General features: G+C 66.7%; 25 protein-coding genes and 1 tRNA gene. 15 read left to right on the forward strand and 11 right to left on the reverse strand.

The features are described from left to right. Nucleotides 1–30 precede the first annotated feature (30 nt). The 7 genes from CA236_RS01340 (at nt 31) to CA236_RS18635 (ending at nt 2727) form a co-directional block, all read left to right on the forward strand. A complete protein-coding gene (locus tag CA236_RS01340; RefSeq protein WP_125944237.1) occupies nt 31–618 on the forward strand; it encodes a LexA family transcriptional regulator in 588 nt (195 codons plus the stop codon). Nucleotides 619–933: 315 nt separating this feature from the next. Then, nucleotides 934–1209 carry a hypothetical protein gene (locus tag CA236_RS01350; protein ID WP_125944239.1) on the forward strand — a complete coding sequence of 92 codons (276 nt, stop codon included), beginning with the start codon at nt 934–936 and terminating at the stop codon, nt 1207–1209. Further along, entirely contained in the window at nt 1209–1376 is a 168-nt protein-coding gene (locus CA236_RS18630; protein ID WP_164518815.1) for a hypothetical protein, read from the forward strand. The genes CA236_RS01350 and CA236_RS18630 overlap by 1 nt, the downstream gene beginning before the upstream one ends. Next, nucleotides 1373–1606, forward strand: a complete 234-nt coding sequence (locus tag CA236_RS01355) for a hypothetical protein (protein WP_125944240.1) — start codon at nt 1373–1375, stop codon at nt 1604–1606. The genes CA236_RS18630 and CA236_RS01355 overlap by 4 nt, the downstream gene beginning before the upstream one ends. A gap of 1 nt (nt 1607) precedes the next feature. Beyond that, nucleotides 1608–1898 carry a DUF5131 family protein gene (locus tag CA236_RS01360; RefSeq protein ID WP_206430482.1) on the forward strand — a complete coding sequence of 97 codons (291 nt, stop codon included), beginning with the start codon at nt 1608–1610 and terminating at the stop codon, nt 1896–1898. Further along, entirely contained in the window at nt 1895–2359 is a 465-nt protein-coding gene (locus CA236_RS01365; protein ID WP_125944241.1) for a hypothetical protein, read from the forward strand. The genes CA236_RS01360 and CA236_RS01365 overlap by 4 nt, the downstream gene beginning before the upstream one ends. Next, complete coding sequence (locus CA236_RS18635) at nt 2356–2727, forward strand: hypothetical protein (RefSeq protein ID WP_164518816.1); 372 nt, start codon at nt 2356–2358, stop codon at nt 2725–2727. The genes CA236_RS01365 and CA236_RS18635 overlap by 4 nt, the downstream gene beginning before the upstream one ends. Nucleotides 2728–2905: 178 nt before the next feature. On the opposite strand, the gene CA236_RS18640 is transcribed toward CA236_RS18635, so the two are convergent. Next, nucleotides 2906–3076 carry a hypothetical protein gene (locus tag CA236_RS18640; protein ID WP_164518817.1) on the reverse strand — a complete coding sequence of 57 codons (171 nt, stop codon included), beginning with the start codon at nt 3074–3076 and terminating at the stop codon, nt 2906–2908. Here CA236_RS18640 and CA236_RS18645 point away from each other — a divergent pair. Then, nucleotides 3066–3902 (forward strand): tyrosine-type recombinase/integrase, encoded by an 837-nt coding sequence (locus CA236_RS18645; protein WP_164518818.1) that lies wholly within the window; start codon nt 3066–3068, stop codon nt 3900–3902. The two genes, CA236_RS18640 and CA236_RS18645, sit on opposite strands and share 11 nt — an antisense overlap. A 33-nt stretch (nt 3903–3935) precedes the next feature. Here the strand turns inward: CA236_RS18645 and CA236_RS01375 are convergent. Next, nucleotides 3936–4011, reverse strand: a tRNA-Ala gene (locus CA236_RS01375). 233 nt (nt 4012–4244) lie between these two features. Between CA236_RS01375 and CA236_RS18915 the strand changes: the two genes are divergently transcribed. Both CA236_RS18915 and CA236_RS01385 read left to right on the forward strand, forming a co-directional pair. Then, nucleotides 4245–5444, forward strand: coding sequence for a DUF2171 domain-containing protein (locus CA236_RS18915; protein ID WP_206430483.1), 1200 nt, complete (start codon nt 4245–4247; stop codon nt 5442–5444). A gap of 162 nt (nt 5445–5606) precedes the next feature. Next, nucleotides 5607–6593, forward strand: coding sequence for an NADP-dependent oxidoreductase (locus CA236_RS01385; protein WP_186313893.1), 987 nt, complete (start codon nt 5607–5609; stop codon nt 6591–6593). 98 nt (nt 6594–6691) lie between these two features. Here CA236_RS01385 and CA236_RS01390 read toward each other — a convergent pair whose 3' ends face one another. Continuing rightward, the gene (locus CA236_RS01390; protein WP_125944243.1) at nt 6692–7612 is read right to left on the reverse strand and encodes a neutral zinc metallopeptidase; all 921 of its coding nucleotides are present in this window, start codon (nt 7610–7612) and stop codon (nt 6692–6694) included. Nucleotides 7613–7761: 149 nt separating this feature from the next. On the opposite strand from CA236_RS01390, the gene CA236_RS01395 reads away from it, so the two are divergent. Both CA236_RS01395 and CA236_RS01400 read left to right on the forward strand, forming a co-directional pair. Next, the gene (locus CA236_RS01395; RefSeq protein WP_125944244.1) at nt 7762–8547 is read left to right on the forward strand and encodes a 3-hydroxybutyrate dehydrogenase; all 786 of its coding nucleotides are present in this window, start codon (nt 7762–7764) and stop codon (nt 8545–8547) included. A 42-nt stretch (nt 8548–8589) separates the two neighbouring features. Beyond that, on the forward strand, nt 8590–9222 hold the full coding sequence (locus CA236_RS01400; RefSeq protein ID WP_125944245.1) for a DUF4893 domain-containing protein: 633 nt from the start codon (nt 8590–8592) through the stop codon (nt 9220–9222). 16 nt (nt 9223–9238) lie between these two features. On the opposite strand, the gene CA236_RS01405 is transcribed toward CA236_RS01400, so the two are convergent. The 3 genes from CA236_RS01405 to CA236_RS18650 all read right to left on the reverse strand — a co-directional run bounded on the left by CA236_RS01405 (nt 9239) and on the right by CA236_RS18650 (nt 11967). Then, nucleotides 9239–9895, reverse strand: coding sequence for a hypothetical protein (locus CA236_RS01405; protein ID WP_046409173.1), 657 nt, complete (start codon nt 9893–9895; stop codon nt 9239–9241). A gap of 252 nt (nt 9896–10147) precedes the next feature. Then, the gene (locus tag CA236_RS01410; RefSeq protein ID WP_046409305.1) at nt 10148–11743 is read right to left on the reverse strand and encodes an isocitrate lyase; all 1596 of its coding nucleotides are present in this window, start codon (nt 11741–11743) and stop codon (nt 10148–10150) included. Between the two features lie 68 nt (nt 11744–11811). Continuing rightward, nucleotides 11812–11967 (reverse strand): hypothetical protein, encoded by a 156-nt coding sequence (locus CA236_RS18650; protein ID WP_164518819.1) that lies wholly within the window; start codon nt 11965–11967, stop codon nt 11812–11814. Nucleotides 11968–12140: 173 nt separating this feature from the next. Here CA236_RS18650 and CA236_RS01415 point away from each other — a divergent pair, with 173 nt between their 5' ends. Beyond that, nucleotides 12141–13526 carry a helix-turn-helix transcriptional regulator gene (locus CA236_RS01415; RefSeq protein ID WP_125944246.1) on the forward strand — a complete coding sequence of 462 codons (1386 nt, stop codon included), beginning with the start codon at nt 12141–12143 and terminating at the stop codon, nt 13524–13526. Nucleotides 13527–13542: 16 nt separating this feature from the next. Here the strand turns inward: CA236_RS01415 and CA236_RS01420 are convergent, their stop codons facing one another. From CA236_RS01420 to CA236_RS01435, 4 genes are all read right to left on the reverse strand, one after another. Then, entirely contained in the window at nt 13543–14187 is a 645-nt protein-coding gene (locus CA236_RS01420; RefSeq protein ID WP_241212459.1) for a L,D-transpeptidase family protein, read from the reverse strand. 88 nt (nt 14188–14275) lie between these two features. Next, nucleotides 14276–15220, reverse strand: coding sequence for an aldo/keto reductase (locus CA236_RS01425; RefSeq protein ID WP_125944248.1), 945 nt, complete (start codon nt 15218–15220; stop codon nt 14276–14278). Continuing rightward, nucleotides 15217–15414, reverse strand: coding sequence for a hypothetical protein (locus CA236_RS01430; protein WP_125944249.1), 198 nt, complete (start codon nt 15412–15414; stop codon nt 15217–15219). The genes CA236_RS01425 and CA236_RS01430 overlap by 4 nt, the downstream gene beginning before the upstream one ends. An 11-nt stretch (nt 15415–15425) precedes the next feature. Beyond that, nucleotides 15426–15779 (reverse strand): hypothetical protein, encoded by a 354-nt coding sequence (locus tag CA236_RS01435; RefSeq protein ID WP_046409177.1) that lies wholly within the window; start codon nt 15777–15779, stop codon nt 15426–15428. A gap of 161 nt (nt 15780–15940) precedes the next feature. Between CA236_RS01435 and CA236_RS01440 the strand changes: the two genes are divergently transcribed. Continuing rightward, on the forward strand, nt 15941–16924 hold the full coding sequence (locus CA236_RS01440; protein ID WP_125944250.1) for a metalloregulator ArsR/SmtB family transcription factor: 984 nt from the start codon (nt 15941–15943) through the stop codon (nt 16922–16924). Further along, on the forward strand, nt 16921–17862 hold the full coding sequence (gene metF, locus CA236_RS01445; RefSeq protein WP_046409179.1) for a methylenetetrahydrofolate reductase [NAD(P)H]: 942 nt from the start codon (nt 16921–16923) through the stop codon (nt 17860–17862). The genes CA236_RS01440 and metF overlap by 4 nt, the downstream gene beginning before the upstream one ends. A gap of 40 nt (nt 17863–17902) precedes the next feature. Here metF and CA236_RS01450 read toward each other — a convergent pair whose 3' ends face one another. Beyond that, entirely contained in the window at nt 17903–18898 is a 996-nt protein-coding gene (locus CA236_RS01450) for an LLM class flavin-dependent oxidoreductase (RefSeq protein WP_125944251.1), read from the reverse strand. Nucleotides 18899–18906: the final 8 nt, after the last annotated feature.

An 18906-nucleotide genomic window follows, 5' to 3' on the forward strand; every position in this document is an offset into this window, starting at 1 on the left:
ATAATCGCACGCGAGGGGTTGAACGGCTTTATGACCCCAGACGAGATCAAGGCCGAACTGGACCGCCGCGGTATGACGCAGCGGGATCTCGCGGACGCGATCGGCTTAAACGAGAACTATCTGTCGAAGTCACTGAGCGGCCAGCGCAATTTCAAGGTCTCGGAGATGGACGCGATCAAGCGCGAACTGGCGCCCGAGCCGCAGCCTGCCGACCACCTGCCGATACGCTCGATCCCGCTGCTTGGTCGCGTTCCAGCGGGCCGCTTCCAGCCGCAGGAGCAGCAGGGCGGGCGGCGAGTAATTGTCAGCGATCCAGACGTTCCACCGCGAGCCTACGCCCTCACCGTCACCGGAGACTCGATGGATCTGCTCGTGAGCGACGGGTCGACTATCGTCGTGGATCCAGATGACAAAAGGCTCTGGCCCGGCTTCCGCTATGTCGTTCGGACGGAAGATGGCGAGACCACCTTCAAGGAATATCAGGAAGGCCCGGCTCGCTTAGTGCCTTGCTCATCCAATCCGCAGAACCGCGAAATCGAGTTGGGCGCAGAGCCGGTCGTGATCGAAGGCCGCGTTATTCTTTACCTGATGAGAGACGTGCCTAGGCGCTCAGCCTGACGTCTGCCTCCCGGATCCATTCCACGCGAGCAGGGGCGTTCAGCCAGAATTGGCCCCACTCGTCATACTCGCCCCAGCCCTGATAGATCGCGTCTTGCTCTGCCTGGCGACGCTTTGGGCGCCACGGCCCGCACGGCTTCTGGAAGGCAACGACGCGGTAAAGCAGCGCCACTCTTATTCTCCTGCGACTCAACCGAAAGAGAACATACAAAGAACGCAAATGATGTCTAGAATACCAATATGCGATAATCGAACACAAACCGCTTGACCGCGAGTTTGCGATAATCGCATATGCGCCTCCGAAAGGAGCCGCGCATGTTGCTGGCCAATTCACATACAGACGAGGTTGAACGCCGCGCCGCCCCACGATGGGCAGCGACGATCTGGAACGGTTCTGCACCCCCCGAAGTCGTGCCGCTCCAGCAACGCACGGCTCCCGAGCCGCTCGGGCTCTTAACCTTCTACGGCGAGGATGAGGCGCAGAGCGTCGACGACGTCTGGACCGGCCGGTTCAGCGTCGCAGTCGTTGTCCTAATGGCGCTCTACATGGCTGGGCACTTCATCGCCGCATGGGCGGCGGGGAGGCTCTGATGGCCGGCCTCAGCATCGAACAGCGCGCGGCCGCGATCGCGGACCGCCTGGTGCCAAACAGGAAGGCGCGGGCCGAAGATCCGACGCTTGCCGGCGTGATCGCCCGGCAATGGCAGGCGGCATACGAAGGCGCCCGCGCCGCCTTTACTGAGCGAGGCGCCGCATGAGCATCCTTCGCCATTTGATCCCGCGAGTAGAAGCGGGCGGCTGGACCGGCGCTGCGCTCACCAGTCGCCCGGGCGGCGGGGCAGAGATCCCCGCCGGCCGCTGGCGCAACTGGCTGATTGCCACGGGCCGTCCGACCACAACCCCCGTTCGCGACAGCGTCAACGGCGGGATCATCACCATCCAGTGGCTCGGCCTGATGGTCGAGATCGGCGTGGGAAGGGTGCGATAGCATGGCTGAGAACAGCGCGATCGAAGGGACCGATCACACCTTCAATCCGTGGGAGGGGTGCCAGAAGGTCGGTCCCGGCTGCGACCATTGCTACGCTGAGACGCGCAACGCGCGTTTCGGTGGAGGAACCGCGGCGAATTGGGGGCCAGGCGCCCCCCGGCGCCGGACGAGCGCGGCCAACTGGCGCAAGCCGCTGCAGTGGCAGACACCGGAAGAACTTGCCGCATCGCTGTTGTCTGACGCGCGCAAAGCCATGACCTACAGCGCCGAGGCCGGGGAGCGGCGCGCATGAGCCGACCAGCGCTCACCGGCTATGAGCATCGCGAGCTACTCGCCGAGGCCGCGGCGCGCCTGCTCGCCGATCGCGAACGCAGCTACCCGTCGCTGGTTGAGCGCGGAAAGCTGGAAGCGAACACGGCTGAGGCCGGCCTGCGGTGCGGCGGAGCGTTGGTCGCGCAGTGGCGCTGGATCGTCGATCGCACGAACCCGCCGCTGCCGACGATGGATGAGGCGACCGGTGGGCACTTCGGCGCACCAGCAAGCGAGATCGCCGCGGATCTGGGGCGGGCTACCGCGCGCGCGCGGGATCTCGCCCGCCGCCGTGGTGACGAACAGCTCGTGCTACTGGCGGATTGTTATGCGGCGCTCGCCTGGCTTCAGCAGGGCAACTGGATCGTCGAAATGATCAGCGGCGCCCGCATCATCACCGCGCAGCTGCGCCGCGCCGGAGAGAAGGGGAGGCTTGCCGCGTGACGATCGCCGAGCCGGTCTTTACCGAAATGCTGAGCCGGATCCGACGGGCGGCAAAGAACGGGACGCGGCTCCATCTTGAGCCGGAACACGTGACGGCCTTGCTCGACGACGACATCTATGCAGTTCTAAGCGCCCGCGAGGCCATGGAGATCAGAAGGAAATGCCGGCCGGTTCAGCAGGAGGAAAGCGCCGCGGCACCGCCGCAGCCGCAGCCGGGCGCTTCGAACTTGGTCCCTTCTGGCTTTGGTATCGTGCCGATCGCGACGACTGGAACATCTGTTGGCTCGACGGCCGTGTCACGCGCCGCGCATCGACGGGTATCGGAGGTCGCGGCGAACATCCGCCAGAAGAGGCGAAAGAGCGCCTAGCCGACCATTGGACGGAGTGGCGCGCGAAGGCCAAGGCGATGCAGCCGGCGGTCGCGACAGCGCCCGGTGACGTGTTGCTCGCGGATCTCACCGCGATGTGGCTGGAAGAGCATGTCGCGCATCTTGAGGCTCCCGAACGCTACATCGATTCGGTCGAGATCCTTGAGACGTTTTGGGATCACATGCGCGCGAAGCGACTGCTGCCCGAGCCGCTCACCGTCCTCTCGATCACGAACGGCCTGGTCGACGCATTCATCGCGTGGCGATCGGCGCAGGGCGCTTCGGCCCCGACGATTTCGCGCGACATAGCGGCCCTGCGCGGACCGATCAGCTGGGCGATGAAGAACAACCACCTGACGGCCGCGCCCCGGATCAAGGATGTGAAGGGCCGGAAGAAGCGGAAGGAGCTGGAATGGAGCCCCGAGCAGGTTGCGGCTATTCTGGACGCGGCCGCTGCGAATCCGGCGCGCCAGCACGTCCACCTCTTCACGATGATCAACCTGTCCACGCACGGCCGGACTGAGGCGATCCTCGAACTGGATGCCGACACGCAGATCCGCAACGGGCTGATCTACTTCCTGCGGCCGGACGAAGAGCAGACGCGCAAGCGCCGCGCGATCGTCCCGATCTGCCCGACGCTCGCACCTTGGGTGGATAGCCTCACCGGCAAGGCGATCGTCTATCGCGTGCCGACGTCCGAGAAGACGCGAGCTGCGGACGGGCCGGAATGGTTCGAGCGACCGACCGCCAACATCGCCAACGCTTTCGAGGGCGTGTTGCTGGCGGCGCACGAGGCGCGGCCGGATCTCGGACTGGCCCGCCAGGCGCTCGATGCAGACGGCAAGCCGATCTGGCTTGAGCCGCGCCGGAAGCTCGGCGAGACAGAACGCCGACCGAAGATGGTGGGGATCGGATCGCCGAACACGCTGCGGCACACGATCCATACATGGCACAAGCGGCAAGGCGTGCCTGAAGCGCAGATCGACGCGGCCGCGGGGCACAGCGAACAGGGCACCGGCGCCAACTACACGCACCTGCGGCCGGAGTATCTGCGGGAGTTTATCGCCTCCACCGAGGCGTTCTGGGCAGCGGTCGGGGAGTTCACGGACAGCCACTTGCGATACCACCGCGATACCAACGTGGTTGCGCTGGTAGGGAGCAAGATTCGCAGGTGAAGGTAAAAGGTCGCTAATTCAGCGACTTGCGGGTGGTGGAGCCGAGGGGAATCGAACCCCTGACCTCTGCAGTGCGATTGCAGCGCTCTCCCATCTGAGCTACGGCCCCGCCCGGTCCCGGCACAGCCGGGAGCGACGCCCTTAGCTCGCAATCCGGGGCGATGCAACGGCTTCTCGCCCTATCCTGAAACGTCGCCATCGGTGACCAGAGCCGCCTTCACGACGGGTACCTTGATGCGCCTGCGTAACGACAGGAACATATCCCGGTGTCGTTGCTTGGTTTTGTAGCGCGACCGGGCCGCAGAACCCCCGGCGCCGTCCGACAGGCAAGGAGTTTCTGGCATGGTTTACGATCGAAACGGGCGCGGTGATCCAGCCGGCCGTGAACAGGACTATGGCCGCGATTATGGCTCAGGCCGTGACTATACATATTCCAGCGCGCGCGACTACGCGGCCGCGGGGCGCCTTGGGCGCGGCGGCGGTGGCAGCACGCGCCGCGACCGCGACGATGACAGCCGCAACTATGTGCGCGATTTCGTGCCTTATGGTGAGCGCGACTATGGCCATGAGGGCTATGGCCAGCGCGACCGGCGCTACGCCAGCTACGACGATGACAACAGCACCCGCGACTGGGGCGATGGCCGCCGCATGAGCCGCGACGGCGACTATTATGGTGCTGGCGAGCGATATGGCCGGTCGACGTACGGTCAGTCGCGCGACAACCGCTGGGATCGTGGGCAGCAGGGCTATGGCGCCGGCTCAGGCTATGGATCGTGGCAGGGCCGCGACGACTATCGTGGCGGCGGACAGGGACGCGGTTGGGGCCGCGACCATGACGAGCATCGCCGGCACGAGCATCAGGGCCGCGGGCGCCATCGTCACGGCGGCGGCTACGCCGGGATGCCGCAGGGCTATGATTATGACGAGCGCGGTTTCTTCGCCCGCGCCGGGGACGAGGTGCGTTCCTGGTTCGGCGACGAGGAGGCGGAGCGCCGTCGCGAAGAAGACATGCGCCTCGACGAGCGGGACTATGGTGATCGCTACGGCAACCACCGCGACAGCGATTATGGCTCGTGGCGCCGCTCGCAGATCGCGTCGCTCGACCGCGATTATGACGAATATCGCCGCGAGAACCGGAGCAAGTTCGAGAATGAATTCTCCAGCTGGCGCACCAACCGCCAGACGCAGCGCGATTCGCTGAACAAGGTGACCGAGCATATGGAGGTCGTCGGCATGGACGGCAGCCATGTCGGCACGGTCGACAAGGTGCGCGGTGACCGCATCCTGCTGACCAAGAACGACGCCGATGCCGAAGGGCGCCACCATTCGATCCCGTCGAGCTGGCTGGCGACCGTCGATACCAAGGTCACGCTGACCAAGACCGCCGACGAAGCCAAGAAGCACTGGCGTGACGAGGAAAACAGCTCGGCGCTGTTCGGCTATGGCGATCGCACCGGCGACCAGAACCGCGACAAGACGCGGACCGATGGCAAGGACGAGGGACGCACGTCGCTCGATCGGAGCTTTTCGGGCACGTATTGATTGAGCTAGCTGCCGGCCGTCCCCCTCTGCGGTCGGCACTAGGGAGCCCGGGCATCGTGCCCGGGCTCTTTGCGTCTGGGCGCTGTGCCGCGTGGGCTTTTTTGCCTGGAAGCCGGGGCTCATGCATAACCCGGGCGCAAGAACCGAAACTGGGAGATGATGATGCCACGCGCCTGGACCTTGCGAGCGCGCCCGTCGGGCATGCCGCAGCACAGCGACTTTGAACTGATCGAACAGCCCTCCGCCCCGCTGGGCGAGAATGAAGTGCGGATCGCCAACCGCTGGCTGTCGGTCGATCCCTATATGCGCGGCCGGATGAACGACGTGAAAAGCTACGTCCCGCCGTTTGCCTTGGGTGAGCCCATGCAGGGCGGGGCGATCGGCGAGGTGGTGGAGAGCCGCGCCGCCGACCTTCCCGTCGGCACCAAGGTGCAGCACATGCTGGGCTGGCGCGAGGAAGCCGTGCTGCCGGCTGCGCAGGTGCAGAAGCTGCCGCCGATCGACGTGCCGGAGGAAGCGTTCCTGGGGCAGCTCGGCATGCCGGGCATGACCGCCTATTTCGGCCTGCTCGATGTCGCGCAGGCAAAGGAAGGCGAGGTCGTGTTCGTTTCCGCCGCCGCCGGCGCGGTGGGATCGACGGTGGTGCAGATCGCCAAGGCCAAGGGGATGACCGTCATCGGTTCGGCCGGCGGCGCGGCCAAGGCGGAATGGGTGAAGTCGCTCGGCGCCGACAAGGTGATCGATTACAAGGCGGGCAATGTCGTGCAGGCCCTGGCCGATGCGGCACCCGAGGGAATCGACGTCTATTTCGACAATGTCGGCGGCGATCATCTGGACGCGGCGCTGCTGGCGGCGCGGCTCCACGCGCGTTTCGCGATCTGCGGGATGATCGACATCTACAATGACGGCAAACCGCAGTCGCTGAAGTATCTGGCGAAGGTGATCGGCGCGCGGATCACCATCAAGGGCTTCCTTGTCGGCGACCATCTGGCGCGGGTGGCGGATTTCTATGCCGACATGGGCCGCTGGCAGGCGGAAGGGCGCTTGCGCCGCGAAGAGACGGTGTTCGACGGGATCGAGGCGACGCCGGACGCCTTCCTCGGCCTGTTCACCGGCGGTAATACCGGCAAGATGCTGGTGAAGCTCTGATCTAGCGCGCTGCGCCGCTGGCCTGATCGGTCGGCGTCGCAGGTATCACAGGCGGCGGCGTCCGGTTCGGACGGCCGCCGCTTTTTCATGCGGTCGCGTCAGATCGCGCCGCTGAACGTGTCGCACACGGCGGGGTCGCCGCTCTGCAGGCCGCGCTGCAGCCATGTCTGGCGCTGCGCCGAGGTGCCGTGGGTGAAGCTTTCGGGCGCGACGCGGCCCGTCGCCTCACGCTGCAGCGTGTCGTCGCCGATCGCCTCGGCAGCGCGCATCCCTTCAGCCACGTCGCCCGGATCCATGCGGTTGCGGTTCTGCGCCGCCCAGACACCGGCGTAGCAATCGGCCTGCAATTCCAGCCGGACCGACAGCGCATTGCCCTCCGCCTCGCTGGCGCGCGCCTGCAGGCGGCGAACCTGGTCGGAGGTGCCGGTCAGCGTCTGGATATGGTGGCCGAATTCGTGCGCCATGACGTAATATTGCGCGAAATCACCGGCCGCGCGGAACCGCTGCTCCAGCTCGTTGAAGAAGCCGGTGTCGATATAGATGCCCTGGTCCGACGGGCAGTAGAACGGGCCCATGGCGGACATCGCCGCGCCGCAGCCCGACTGGCCACGGCCGCTGTAGAATACCAGCTTGGGTGCCTGGAACGGAGCGCCGGACTGCGCGAACAATTGCTCCCAGGTGTTTTCGGCCGAGGAGAAGGCGTTGCAGGTCGCGCGCGTTACCGCATCGACCGAGCAGGCCGCCGCCGCCCCGCCGCCCGCGCCCGCGGGCGCATTGCCGCGCGACACGTGGGTGTGCGGCGCGCTGCCGGTGCCGCCACCGCTCAGCAGCCCGCCAAGATTGCCGAGCCCGCCGAACACCGCAAAGACGATCAGCAGGACGACGATGCCGCCACAGCCGAACCGGCTGCCGACCAGTGGGAGCAGGCCGAGCAGCAGGCCGCCCCCGCCGCCCCCGCCGAAGCTCTGGCCCCGCTGATCCTCGACGTTGATGTCCCTGTCGAAATCGTCGAGCCGCATCGCGGTGCCCCCTGGTTGGTGTCTTTGATGATCTTGTTACCGGTGCGGCATGAATGCGCGAGGGGGATCGGCGGTTGCAAGCCGCCCGCTTGATGCCCGACGCCGCGCGGCGCATGGCGATGGCCCCGGCCATGCACAGGAGGTGCCCCATGTTGCTCAAGGGAAAGACGGCGCTGATCACCGGATCGACCTCCGGCATCGGGCTGGCCTATGCGCGAGCGTTCGCCGCCGAGGGCGCGGCGGTCATGCTGAACGGTTTTGGCGCGCCAGATGCGATTGCCGACATATGCCGCACGCTCAGCGGCTTGAGCGGGGCGGAGGCGCTACACGATGGCGCCGACATGACCGATCCTGCCGCGATCGCCGCGATGGTCGCGCGCTGCCATGCCGACCTCGGCGGGCCCGATGTGGTCGTCAACAATGCCGGGGTCCAGCATGTTGCGCCGATTGCCGATTTCCCGGTCGACCGCTGGGACGCGATCCTCGCGATCAACCTGTCGAGCGCCTTTCATGTCATGCGCGCGAGCGTGCCGCTGATGCGGGGGGCGGGATGGGGGCGGATCATCTCCACCGCATCGGCGCACAGCCTGGTCGCGAGCCCGAACAAGGCGGCCTATGTTGCCGCGAAACATGGCCTTGTCGGGCTGACCAAGACGGTGGCGCTGGAAACCGCCACCGATGGCATCACCGTCAATTGCATCTCGCCCGGCTATGTCTGGACGCCGCTGGTGGAAAACCAGATCCCCGACACGATGGCGGCGCGCGGCCTGACGCGCGAGCAGGTGATCAATGACGTGCTGCTGGCCGCCCAGCCGACCAAGGCGTTCGTCACGCCTGAACAGGTGGCGGCAATGGCGGTGTTCCTGTGCCGCGAGGAGGCCGCGTCGATCACCGGCACCAACCTGTCGATGGACGGTGGCTGGACCGCGGCGTGATCAGGGACTAGCCCCTTGGCCGAACAGGGAAAGGTCTCAGCGATGAAGCGGGCGGTGGTCGCGCTGATGACGGCGGCGACGCTGGCAGGGTGCGGCGGACGGCAGGAGCCGGAGACGGTAGCGGGCGCGCGTGCCCCGGTCGCGGACTGGCGCCGGGTGGCGACATTGTCCGATCGCGATCGCCTGCGCACGTGGCGCACCGTCTGGCTCGACGCGCTGGGCCGCGCACGGGCGAGCGGCGCCACGCGCGAGATCGACGCGCAGGGCGCCTTGTTCAATCCCGACCATGGACTTCCCGACCCTATTCCCCCCGCGGGCGATTACCGCTGCCGCGTCTTCAAGCTGGGCGCAAAGGCCAAGGGCGGGCGCGATTATGTCGCCTATCCCGCCTATACCTGCCGGGTCAGCGGGGAGGGGCCGGTGCGGATGTTCGAAAAGACCGCCGGGTCACAGCGCCCGGCCGGGCGGATCTTCCCGCTGCGCGCCGCGCGGGCAGTGTTCCTGGGTACGCTGGCGATCGGCGACGAGGCGCGCTGGCTGCCCTACGGACGCGACAGCGCGCGCGACATGGCGGGCTTCGTCGACCGGATCGGTGACGATCGCTGGCGTATCGCGCTGCCGCAGCCGGCGTTCGATTCGACGCTCGATATCATCGAACTCGTCCCCGCGCGCTGAGCGGGGCGGGGGCGGATCAGCCGACCGGAACCGGTGCTGGTGGCGGGGCGCTGACCTCAATTGCCGCCGCAGGCGCTGCAACCGCGGCATTCGCGCCGGCGGCAGGTGCGGGTGATTGCGCGTCGAGCGATGCCAGATATTCCTTTCCATGGCGGTCGATCAGCGTGACCTGCGCCGCATTCGCCTTCGCCACCGCCTTCAGGAAGGAGCGAGGCTTCTTCATCAGGTCCGGGAAATCGAGCGTGACGAGACCCGCCCGGCGCGCTGCTTCCTGCGCGAAATGCACGCAGTTGCGGCTGTTCATCCGGTAGGTGCCATCGCCCTTCTTGTCGTCCCACTCATCGACCAGCCGCAGAATGGAGGCATATTGTGCGTCGGTGAGGACGAGCGAGAATTGCGCGTCGCTCCCCTCCATGTAGCTGCGCTTGGCGACATCGATCCGCCCGCCCACTGGGCCGAAGAGGATGGCGGGGGTCACCGCCTTGGGCGTGAAGCCGTAATTGAGGTCGACCGGCTCGCCACCCGCCTCTGGCGTGCCCCGCAGGGTGAAGAAGGCGTGGGGGAAATGATTGCCGAACTCATGGCTCCAGAAGGTGATGACCACCTGGGCGTGGGCCGGCAGTGCTGCGAGCGAGAGCAGCAGGGCGAGGGCGGCGGCAGCGACGCGCTTCATGACGCCGAGTGTGTCATTCCACGGGGGCAGGCTCAAGCGGGAAGCGTGCCGGTCACCGCTTCATCGCCGTAACCTGCCGCAAGGCGGGACGCGGAAATGCCCGCCGGTGACGAGCACCGACGGGCATCCTTCCTCCCCAGGAACTTGGTGGCCGGTGGCGCCGCGGCGAAGCCGCGTCGTCGACCGGCGCCTGGGCGGCGCCGCCGGCCAGGCTTGCGCGAGGTGAGGGCAGCAAGGCTGCCCTTGCCCGCGCTACGCCGCGAACTGGTTCATCGTGTTGTGGACGCCGCCGGCCTTCAGCGCGGCCTCGCCGGCGAAATATTCCTTGTGATCGTCGCCGATGTCGCTGCCTGACATGTTCTGGTGCTTCACGCAGGCGATCCCTTCGCGGATTTCCTTCCGCTGCACGCCCTTGACGTAGCCGAGCATCCCCGCCTCGCCGAAATACTCCTTGGCGAGATTGTCGGTCGACAGCGCCGCGGTGTGATAGGTCGGCAGCGTGATGAGGTGGTGGAAGATGCCGGCCCGCGCCGCCGCATCCTTCTGGAAGGTGCGGATCCGCTCGTCGGCCTCTGCCGCCAGATCGCTGTCGTCATAATCGACGCTCATCAGCTTCGCCCGGTCATAGGCGGAGACATCCTTGCCGGCCTCCACCCAGGCGTCGAACACCTGCTGTCGGAAGTTCAGCGTCCAGTTGAAGCTGGGGCTGTTGTTGTACACCAGCTTCGCATTGGGGACGACTTCGCGGATGCGATCGACCATCGAGGCGATCTGCTCGATGTGCGGCTTCTCGGTCTCGATCCACAACAGGTCGGCGCCATTCTGCAGCGACGTGATGCAATCCAGCACGCAGCGGTCGGCACCGGTCCCTTCGCGGAACTGGAACAGGTTCGACGGCAGGCGCTTCGGACGCATCAGCTTGCCGTCACGCTCGATCACGACATCGCCGCGCAGGGTCGACAGATCGGTGACTTCCTCGCAATCGAGGAAGGCATTGTACTGGTCGCCGATGTCGCCCTTCTCCTTCGAAAAAGCGATCTGCTTGGTGAGGCCGGCGCCAAGCGAGTCGGTGCGCGTCACGATGATGCCGTCATCGACGCCCAGCTCGAGGAAGGCGTAGCGGCAGGCGCGGACCTTGGCGAGGAAGTCCTCATGCGGCACGGTGACCTTGCCGTCCTGGTGGCCGCACTGCTTTTCGTCCGACACCTGGTTCTCGATCTGGAGCGCGCAGGCGCCCGCCTCGATCATCTTCTTGGCGAGGAGATACGTCGCCTCGGCATTGCCGAAGCCGGCGTCGATATCGGCGATGATCGGCACGACGTGAGTCTCGTAATTGTCGATCGCCTGCGTCAGCCGCTGCGCCTCAATCTCGTTGCCCGTCTCGCGTGCCTTGTCGAGATCGCGGAACATCATGCCCAGTTCGCGGGCATCGGCCTGCTTCAGGAAGGTGTAGAGTTCCTCGATCAGCGCGGGAACGCTGGTCTTTTCGTGCATCGACTGGTCGGGCAGCGGGCCGAACTCGCTGCGCAGCGCGGCGACCATCCAGCCGGAGAGGTACAGATACCGCCCCTTGGTGGTGCCGAAATGCTTCTTGATCGAGATGAGCTTCTGCTGCCCGATGAAGCCGTGCCAGCAGCCCAGCGACTGGGTGTAATTGGCCGGATCGGCGTCATAGGCGGCCATGTCGCGGCGCATGATGCCGGCGGTGTAGCGCGCAATGTCGAGGCCGGTGCGGAACCGGTTCTGCAGCCGCATCCGCGCCACGGATTCAGCGTCGATCCCGTCCCACGTGCCATTATAGCTGGCAACGAGCTGGCCGATCTGACTGGTCTGTTCCTGGTAGGTCATCATTGTTCCTGTCGCGGATGGTGGCACGCGGGACCGGTCCCGCACGATTGGATCAGGCGGGTTCGCGGTCAGCCGAGGCGGCCGAGGCGATGGTACAGGTTGGAGAATTTGGCCGAGCGGGGTTCGTCGGCGATCTTCTTGATATACTCGCCGATCGCTTCCTTCATGAGGCCGAAGTCCTCGGTCGAGAAAACGGCGCGGCTGCGCTGCGGGGTAGCGTCCATGGTCGTTCCTCCTGTGTGAATGCTTACAACTGCGATCATAAGAACAGCATGGAGCGGGTATTCACAACGCGGCGCTCTGATGATTCGGTGTCATCGGGTCGGACAAGCGGCAGACATCATCTGTATTGCTGTAAAGAATTGACAGAATAACTCGGCTCGGTCAGCGTGGCGGGATGGCTGAGCGAAAGTTGATGGCGGGGCATGTGGTGCGGCGGCTGCGGCGGCAGCAGGCGCTGAGTCAGGCGGCGATGGCCGAGATGCTGGCGATCAGCCCCAGCTACCTCAATCTGGTCGAGCGCAACCAGCGCCCGGTATCAGCGACCCTGCTGGTGAAACTGGCGGAGACGTTCGATTTCGATCCGCGCGCATTGACCGCGGCCGAGCCGGGCGGTGGGCGGGACGCAATGCGGCGGCGGCTCGCCGACCCGATGTTCGCCGACCTTGAGATCGATCGCAACGAGCTGGAGGAATGGCTCGCCGCCGCGCCGGGCGGGGCGGAGGCATTCGCGCGCGCCTTCGACCGCGCGGGGCAGGGGGCAGCAACGGCGGCGCCCAGCGATGATCCGGTGGCGCTGGTACGGCGGGAGATCGGCCGGTGGCGCAACCATTTCCCCGATCTGGACGCAGCGGCGGAGGCGCTGGCCGACGAGCTGCGGCTCGGCGCGGGCGACCTGTATGGCGCGATCGCCGAGCGGCTGCGGGTGAAGCACAGCCTCGCCATCCGCATCCTGCCGGTCGATGTGATGCCCGATGTGCTGCGGCGGCTGGACCTTCATGCGCGCCAGCTTCAGCTGTCCGAATTGCTCGATCCGGCGAGCCGCACCTTTGCCGCGGCGTTCCAGCTGGCGCTGATCGAATCTCGGGCTGAAATCGACGCGCTGGTGACCGGCGCCGGCTTCGACCAGATCGCCGCCGATCGCCTGTTCCGCCGCCATCTCGCCAGCTATTTCGCCGCAGCGGTGATGATGCCCTATGCCCGCTTCCTGCGCGCCTGCGAGGCGACGGGTTACGACATCGAGCTGCTGCAGCGCCGCTTTGGTGCCGGGTTCGAGCATGTCGCACACCGGTTGACGACGCTTCAGCGGGTCGGCGCGCGGGGGCTGCCCTTCTTCATGATCCGCGTCGACCGGGCGGGGCAGTCATCGAAACGCTATGCCGGGGCGAGCGGCGCGGCGCTGGTCGAGGCGGAGGGGCGCTGCCCCTTGTGGCATTTGCACCATGCGTTCGATCGGCCGGGGCACCTCGCGGTTCAGTTGGTCGAACTGGAGGATGGCGAGCGCTGGCTTACGATGGCGCGCACGGTGACGCCGCAGGGGCAGCGATACGGACTGGTTTCGGCCGAATTTGCGGTCGGCATCGGTGTGGCGGCGGAACATGCCGGGACGCTGGCGGTCGCTCGCGGCTTCGACCTTGCCGGCGTGGCGATGCCGATCGGGCTGGGGTGCCGCCAGTGCTTCCGCCAGGAATGTCCGCAGCGTGCCGCCGCGCCGGCGGGCCGCGCGCTGACGATCAACGAGCGGGAGCGGCGGATCACCGCGCTGACCTTTGCCGGGGATTGATCGGCGACGCCGCGGCTCAGGCAGCCTTTACCGCCTGTCCAATCTCCAGCGCCTCACCGCGGGTGATGATGACCTTGTCGCCCAGCTTCGCGGTCTCGAACAGTTTCTTGGCGAAGGGCTTGGGCACGCCGATGCAACCGTGCGTCATATAGCCGTCAGCCACCTCGCTGGCGTGCACCGCGATCCCATCATTGGTCAGGCGAAGCATGTACGGCATCGGCGCATGATAGATGTTGGAAACGTGATCCTTGCTCTTCTGCGTGATCGGATAGACGCCGAGCGGGGTCGGCTTCGAATCGGCGCCGAACAGGATCGCCGCCGCGCCAATCTCATGCCCGTCGCGAAAGACGCTGAGCACCTGCGCGGCAAGATCGACGGTGATGATGAGCGTGCCGGTCGCCGGGGCGGCGCTTTCGTCCCAATGATGGTCGCCCATCTTCATCGGCCCTTCGATAGGCAGGATCGACTTGATGGTATAGGCCGCGTCCTGCGCCGCGGCGGGCGGCTTGGACACAGGCGTCGTTTCGGTAACGACGGGCCGGGCAGGGGGAATGATCTGGCTGGCGAGCACGCGTGGCGGCGGCGGACGGGTGGCGGCAAAGGCCACCGAGCCGGCAGCGATCGCTAGGGCGAGCAGCACGAGTCGGAGTGGCGAAAGCATGGTCATCCGATAGCATGAAGGCATTGCGGCGCACTGACGCGATCTGGTTAACGCCGCTTTGCCTCCCTCTTGCCCCTGAGGTCGCGCCTCAGGCGCCGGCGTTGGTCAGCCGATCGAGTTGGTCCGCCGACAGCTTGAGCGTCATGGCCGGCAGCAGATCCTCGACCTGCGCGACGCTGGTCGCGCTGGCGATCGGCGCGGTGACGCCCTCCTGGGCGATCAGCCAGGCGAGCGAGATCTGCGCCAGCGTTGCGCCGGTTTCCGCGGCGACACTGTCGAGCGCGTCGAGCACGGCCTTGCCCTTACCCTCCAGCAGATCGCCCATCCGGCCGCCGCGCACACTCTTCGACAGGTCGTCGCGGGTGCGGTACTTGCCGGTGAGGAAGCCGGAGGCGAGGCCGTAATAGGGCACCACGCCGACATTCTGCTCGACGCAATAATCCTGAAGCTCGCCCTCGAACTTGGTCCGGCTGACGAGATTATATTCGGGCTGAAGCACGTCGTAGCGCGGCAGTCCCGCGGCACGCGCGGCCTCATTGGCGGATTTCAGCCGCATCGCGCTGAAGTTCGACGCGCCGAGCACGCGGACCTTGCCGGCCTTCACCAAGGCGGCGAACGCCTCCAGCGCCGCCTCCTGCGGCGTGTCCTCGTCATCCTGATGCGCGAAATACAGGTCGATCCGATCGGTACCGAGCCGCTTCAGCGATGCCTCGCACGCCGCCGCGATCCGTGCCGGCGCCAGCTTCTCGCCGCCGTCGCCCGGCAACATGCCGACCTTGGTCGAGATCAACACCGCGTCGCGCTTACCCGAGGCCTTCAGCCATTCGCCGATCATCGTCTCGGATTCGCCGCCTTTGTGGCCGGGGACCCAGGCGGAATAGACGTCGGCGGTGTCGATCATCGTGCCGCCGCCGGCGACAAAGGCGTCGAGCACGGCGAAGCTCGCGTCACGATCGGCCGTCCAGCCGAATACGTTGCCGCCCAGCACCAGCGGCGCGATCTGCAGGTCGGAGGAGCCGAGGCGTGTCTTCACTGAACATTCCCGTCGGTAGGGGCGACCTCATCGAGCCGGATGCTGTTCGCCTCCAGCATGGCCGCCGCCTCGTTCAACTGTTGCTCCTCCTCGGCCGTGACCGCGCCCGGCGGGGGCGGGTCACCCGAGCAGGCGGCAAGCGCCGCCAGCGCGGGGAGCAGCAACAAGGGGAGCGCGAACCGCGCCCCCCTCATGTCTCCTCGCATCAACGCTTGATCGCGTTGCCGGCGTCGGTCAGCGCGTCACCGGTCGCCTCACGGGCGTCTTCGGTGGCGTTGTCAATCGCGCGGCCGGCGCGATCGGCGTCACGCTCTGCCTTCGCACCGGCACGGTCGGCACCGCGCTCGATATCGTCGCCGGCGTTCTCGATCGCACGCTCGGCCGAGCCAAGCGCCTCGTCCGTTGCCCGGTCGACGTCGTTCACCGCATTGCTGGTGGTGGCGCTGACATCGGCGCCGATCGCATTGGCGGCTTCGGCGCTTTCATTCTGCGCCTGCGGGCTGCACGCCGCGAGGGCGGCTGCGGTGGCGATGCCGGCGGTGATGGCGAGAAACTTCATAAACACTCTCCCTGTCATGGACCCTGGCCGACGCGCGGCGTTAGCGGCAGAAACGTGCATAAGGCGTTTTGGCTCCGCAACGATCGCGGTCGTGCTTGGTCGCCCCGCTCCGGCAATCCATCGTTTGACGACATATAAAGATATCTTTATATCTTGTCCTTGTGACCCAGGCGCTCGAGATATTCCGTGCATTGGCCGATTCCTCCCGGCTGCGCATCCTGCGTCTGCTGCGCACGATGGAATTGTCGGTCGGTGAGCTTGCGCTCGTTCTGGGGCAAAGCCAGCCGCGTGTCAGCCGCCATGTGAAGATCCTTTGCGACGCCGGCCTGACCGAGCGGCGCAAGGAAGGCAGCTGGGTGTTCGTCGCGCTGGGTGCCCCCGCGCTGGTCGATCCGGTACTGGCAGCGATCGATTCATGGGAAGGCGACGTTCCGGATCGCGAAGGGGCGACCGACGCGGCGCGCCTTGCCGCGGTACGCGCCGACCGCGCGGCGTCCGCGTCGCAATGGTTCGAGGCGCATGCCACCGAATGGGATGCGATCCGCTCGCTCCACATTGCCGAAACCGATGTGGAAAAGGCGATGCAGCAGATGCTGGGCGATGCACCGCTCGGCCGGTTGATCGATATCGGCACCGGTACGGGGCGGATGATCGAGCTGTTCGCGCCGCGCGCCGACAGCGCGTTGGGGATCGATCGCAGCTCCGAGATGCTGCGTATCGCGCGCGCCAAGATCGGTGAGCGTGGCCTGGCGAATACCGAGTTGCGCCAGGCGGACCTGTATTCGCTGCCGCTGGGCGATGCCGCGGCCGATGTCGCGATCGTCCATCACGTGCTCCATTATGCGCAGCAGCCGGGCGCCGCGATCGTCGAGGCGGCGCGCGTGCTGGCGCCGGGCGGACGACTACTGATCGCGGACTTTGCGCCGCATGATCGCGAGGAATTGCGCACGCGCGACGCACACACGCGGCTCGGCTTTTCCGATGCGCAGATCAGCGGCTGGTTCGACGCGGCCGGGCTGGTCGCGGAACGGATCGAGACGCTGGAAGGCGGCGAACTGACGGTAAAGATCTGGCTGGGGCGAAAGCCGGCCGCGGCCCTCGGCAAGAAGCCGGGCACGACATTGCACGAGGTGAAGGCGGCATGACCCTATCGATCAATCAGCTGGAAGAGGCGCGCCGGGCGCTGGATGCGCCGCTGTTCGCCAATGTCGCCGGCGACGCGGAGGTCAGCTTCGAATTCTTCCCGCCCAAGACGCCGGCGATGGAAGCGACGCTGTGGAAGTCGATGGCGACGCTGGCGCCGCTCGCGCCGCGCTTCGTCTCGGTGACCTATGGCGCCGGCGGATCGACCCGCGAGCGCACCCACAACACGGTCGCGCGGATCGCGCGGGAAACCAGCATTCCCGCCGCCGCGCACCTTACCTGTGTCGAGGCGACGCGCGAGGAGATCGACGCGGTGGCCGAGCAATATTGGGCCGCTGGCGTGCGCCACATCGTCGCGCTGCGCGGCGATCCGCCGCGCGTGGGTGAGCGTTATGCCGCGCATCCGGGCGGCTATGAGAATGCCGCTGCGCTGGTCGAGGGGCTGCGCCGGTTGCACCCGTTCGAGATTTCCGTTGCCTGTTATCCCGAATGCCACCCTGATTCGGGCGATGCGGCGATCGATCTCGACAATCTGAAGCGCAAGATGGACGCTGGCGCCACGCGCGCGATCAGCCAGTTCTTCTTCTCGCCCGACGTCTTCTTCCGCTTTCGCGATGCGGTGGCGGCGGCCGGCATCGATGCGGAGATCGTGCCGGGCATCATGCCGGTCAGCAACTTCGCCGCGGTCCAGCGCATGTCGAAGATGTGCGGTACCGATGTGCCGGGTTGGATGGAGCATCTGTTCGCCGGGCTGGACGACCTGCCCGATGCGCGGCAGCTGGTCTCTGCCACGCTCGCCGCGGAATTGTGCCGCAAGCTGTATGCGGGCGGCGTGAAGCAATTCCATTTCTACACGTTGAACCGCGCGGAACTGAGCTTCGCGATCTGCCACTTGCTGGGCCTGCGCGCCCGGCCCGAGGTGGCGCGCGTCGCGGCCTGACGATGTCCCCCGGCGGCAGCGCCGGGGGCATCATCGGTAATCAGGCCAGTTCGGGCACCCGCATCGCTTCGGCGGCGATGGCGATGCTGCGCTTGCGCGCCTCATGGTCGTAGATGCTGCTGGTCAGCATCACCTCGTCGATCCCCGTCCGCTTGACGAAGGCAGCGATCCCCGCCGCCACATCGTCGCGGTCGCCGACCGCGCTGCACGACAGCACGGAATCGAGGATCCGCGCATGGGTCGGCGGCAGGCTTTCGCGATAGCCGCGCACCGGCGGCTTCATCTTGCCCGGATTGCCGGTGCGCAGCGCGACGAACTGCTGCTGCTGCGAGGTGGCGAGGAATTCCGCCTCGTCGCGCGTATCGGCGGCGAAGACGTTGAAGCCGGCCATCGCATAGGGCCGCTCAAGCTGCGCCGAGGGGCGGAAGTCGCGGCGATAGATTTCCATCGCCTGGTCGAGCGCATCGGGCGCGAAATGCGAGGCAAAGGCATAGGGCAGCCCGAGCATCGCGGCGAGCTGCGCCCCGAACAGCGAGGAGCCGAGGATCCACAGCTGCGGCTTGGCGCCAGCACCCGGGGTCGCGGTGATGCCGGTGCGGCCATCATCGGCAAGGTAGCTTTGCAGCTCCACGACATCGTTGGGGAAGGCGTTGGGATCGCTGTCCAGCGTGCGGCGGATCGCCCGCGCCACGCGCTGGTCGCTGCCCGGCGCCCGGCCCAGCCCCAGGTCGATGCGGCCCGGGAACAGCGCGTCGAGCGTGCCGAACTGTTCGGCGATCTGCAGCGGCGCATGGTTTGGCAGCATGATGCCGCCCGCGCCGACTCGGATCGTGCTGGTCGCCGCGCCGACATGCGCGATCACCACCGCGGTCGCGGCGGAGGCGATGCCCTCCATCCCGTGATGCTCCGCCACCCAATAGCGGTTGTAGCCATGCGCCTCGGCATGGCGGGCCAGATCGGCGGCATTGGCAAGCGCGTCGGCGACGGTACCGCCTTCGACGACCGGGACGAGATCGAGCAGCGAATATTTGGTCATGGCTGATG

The organism is Sphingomonas sp. ABOLG (assembly GCF_003950435.1).
GTDB classification, from domain to species: Bacteria; Pseudomonadota; Alphaproteobacteria; order Sphingomonadales; family Sphingomonadaceae; genus Sphingomonas; species Sphingomonas panaciterrae.

Coding starts and splice junctions, on each gene's coding strand:
- CA236_RS01390 (WP_125944243.1), bottom strand. CDS start 7,612: ATGCGGCTCGACGATTTCGACAGGGACATCAACGTCGAGGATCAGCGG.
- CA236_RS01405 (WP_046409173.1), bottom strand. CDS start 9,895: ATGAAGCGCGTCGCTGCCGCCGCCCTCGCCCTGCTGCTCTCGCTCGCA.
- CA236_RS01415 (WP_125944246.1), top strand. CDS start 12,141: ATGGCTGAGCGAAAGTTGATGGCGGGGCATGTGGTGCGGCGGCTGCGG.
- CA236_RS01365 (WP_125944241.1), top strand. CDS start 1,895: ATGAGCCGACCAGCGCTCACCGGCTATGAGCATCGCGAGCTACTCGCC.
- CA236_RS01395 (WP_125944244.1), top strand. CDS start 7,762: ATGTTGCTCAAGGGAAAGACGGCGCTGATCACCGGATCGACCTCCGGC.
- metF (WP_046409179.1), top strand. CDS start 16,921: ATGACCCTATCGATCAATCAGCTGGAAGAGGCGCGCCGGGCGCTGGAT.
- CA236_RS01400 (WP_125944245.1), top strand. CDS start 8,590: ATGAAGCGGGCGGTGGTCGCGCTGATGACGGCGGCGACGCTGGCAGGG.
- CA236_RS01430 (WP_125944249.1), bottom strand. CDS start 15,414: ATGAGGGGGGCGCGGTTCGCGCTCCCCTTGTTGCTGCTCCCCGCGCTG.
- CA236_RS01355 (WP_125944240.1), top strand. CDS start 1,373: ATGAGCATCCTTCGCCATTTGATCCCGCGAGTAGAAGCGGGCGGCTGG.
- CA236_RS18630 (WP_164518815.1), top strand. CDS start 1,209: ATGGCCGGCCTCAGCATCGAACAGCGCGCGGCCGCGATCGCGGACCGC.
- CA236_RS01385 (WP_186313893.1), top strand. CDS start 5,607: ATGCCACGCGCCTGGACCTTGCGAGCGCGCCCGTCGGGCATGCCGCAG.
- CA236_RS01450 (WP_125944251.1), bottom strand. CDS start 18,898: ATGACCAAATATTCGCTGCTCGATCTCGTCCCGGTCGTCGAAGGCGGT.
- CA236_RS18645 (WP_164518818.1), top strand. CDS start 3,066: ATGAAGAACAACCACCTGACGGCCGCGCCCCGGATCAAGGATGTGAAG.
- CA236_RS01360 (WP_206430482.1), top strand. CDS start 1,608: ATGGCTGAGAACAGCGCGATCGAAGGGACCGATCACACCTTCAATCCG.
- CA236_RS18915 (WP_206430483.1), top strand. CDS start 4,245: ATGGTTTACGATCGAAACGGGCGCGGTGATCCAGCCGGCCGTGAACAG.
- CA236_RS01350 (WP_125944239.1), top strand. CDS start 934: ATGTTGCTGGCCAATTCACATACAGACGAGGTTGAACGCCGCGCCGCC.
- CA236_RS01420 (WP_241212459.1), bottom strand. CDS start 14,187: ATGCTTTCGCCACTCCGACTCGTGCTGCTCGCCCTAGCGATCGCTGCC.
- CA236_RS01435 (WP_046409177.1), bottom strand. CDS start 15,779: ATGAAGTTTCTCGCCATCACCGCCGGCATCGCCACCGCAGCCGCCCTC.
- CA236_RS18650 (WP_164518819.1), bottom strand. CDS start 11,967: ATGGACGCTACCCCGCAGCGCAGCCGCGCCGTTTTCTCGACCGAGGAC.
- CA236_RS01340 (WP_125944237.1), top strand. CDS start 31: ATGACCCCAGACGAGATCAAGGCCGAACTGGACCGCCGCGGTATGACG.
- CA236_RS01410 (WP_046409305.1), bottom strand. CDS start 11,743: ATGACCTACCAGGAACAGACCAGTCAGATCGGCCAGCTCGTTGCCAGC.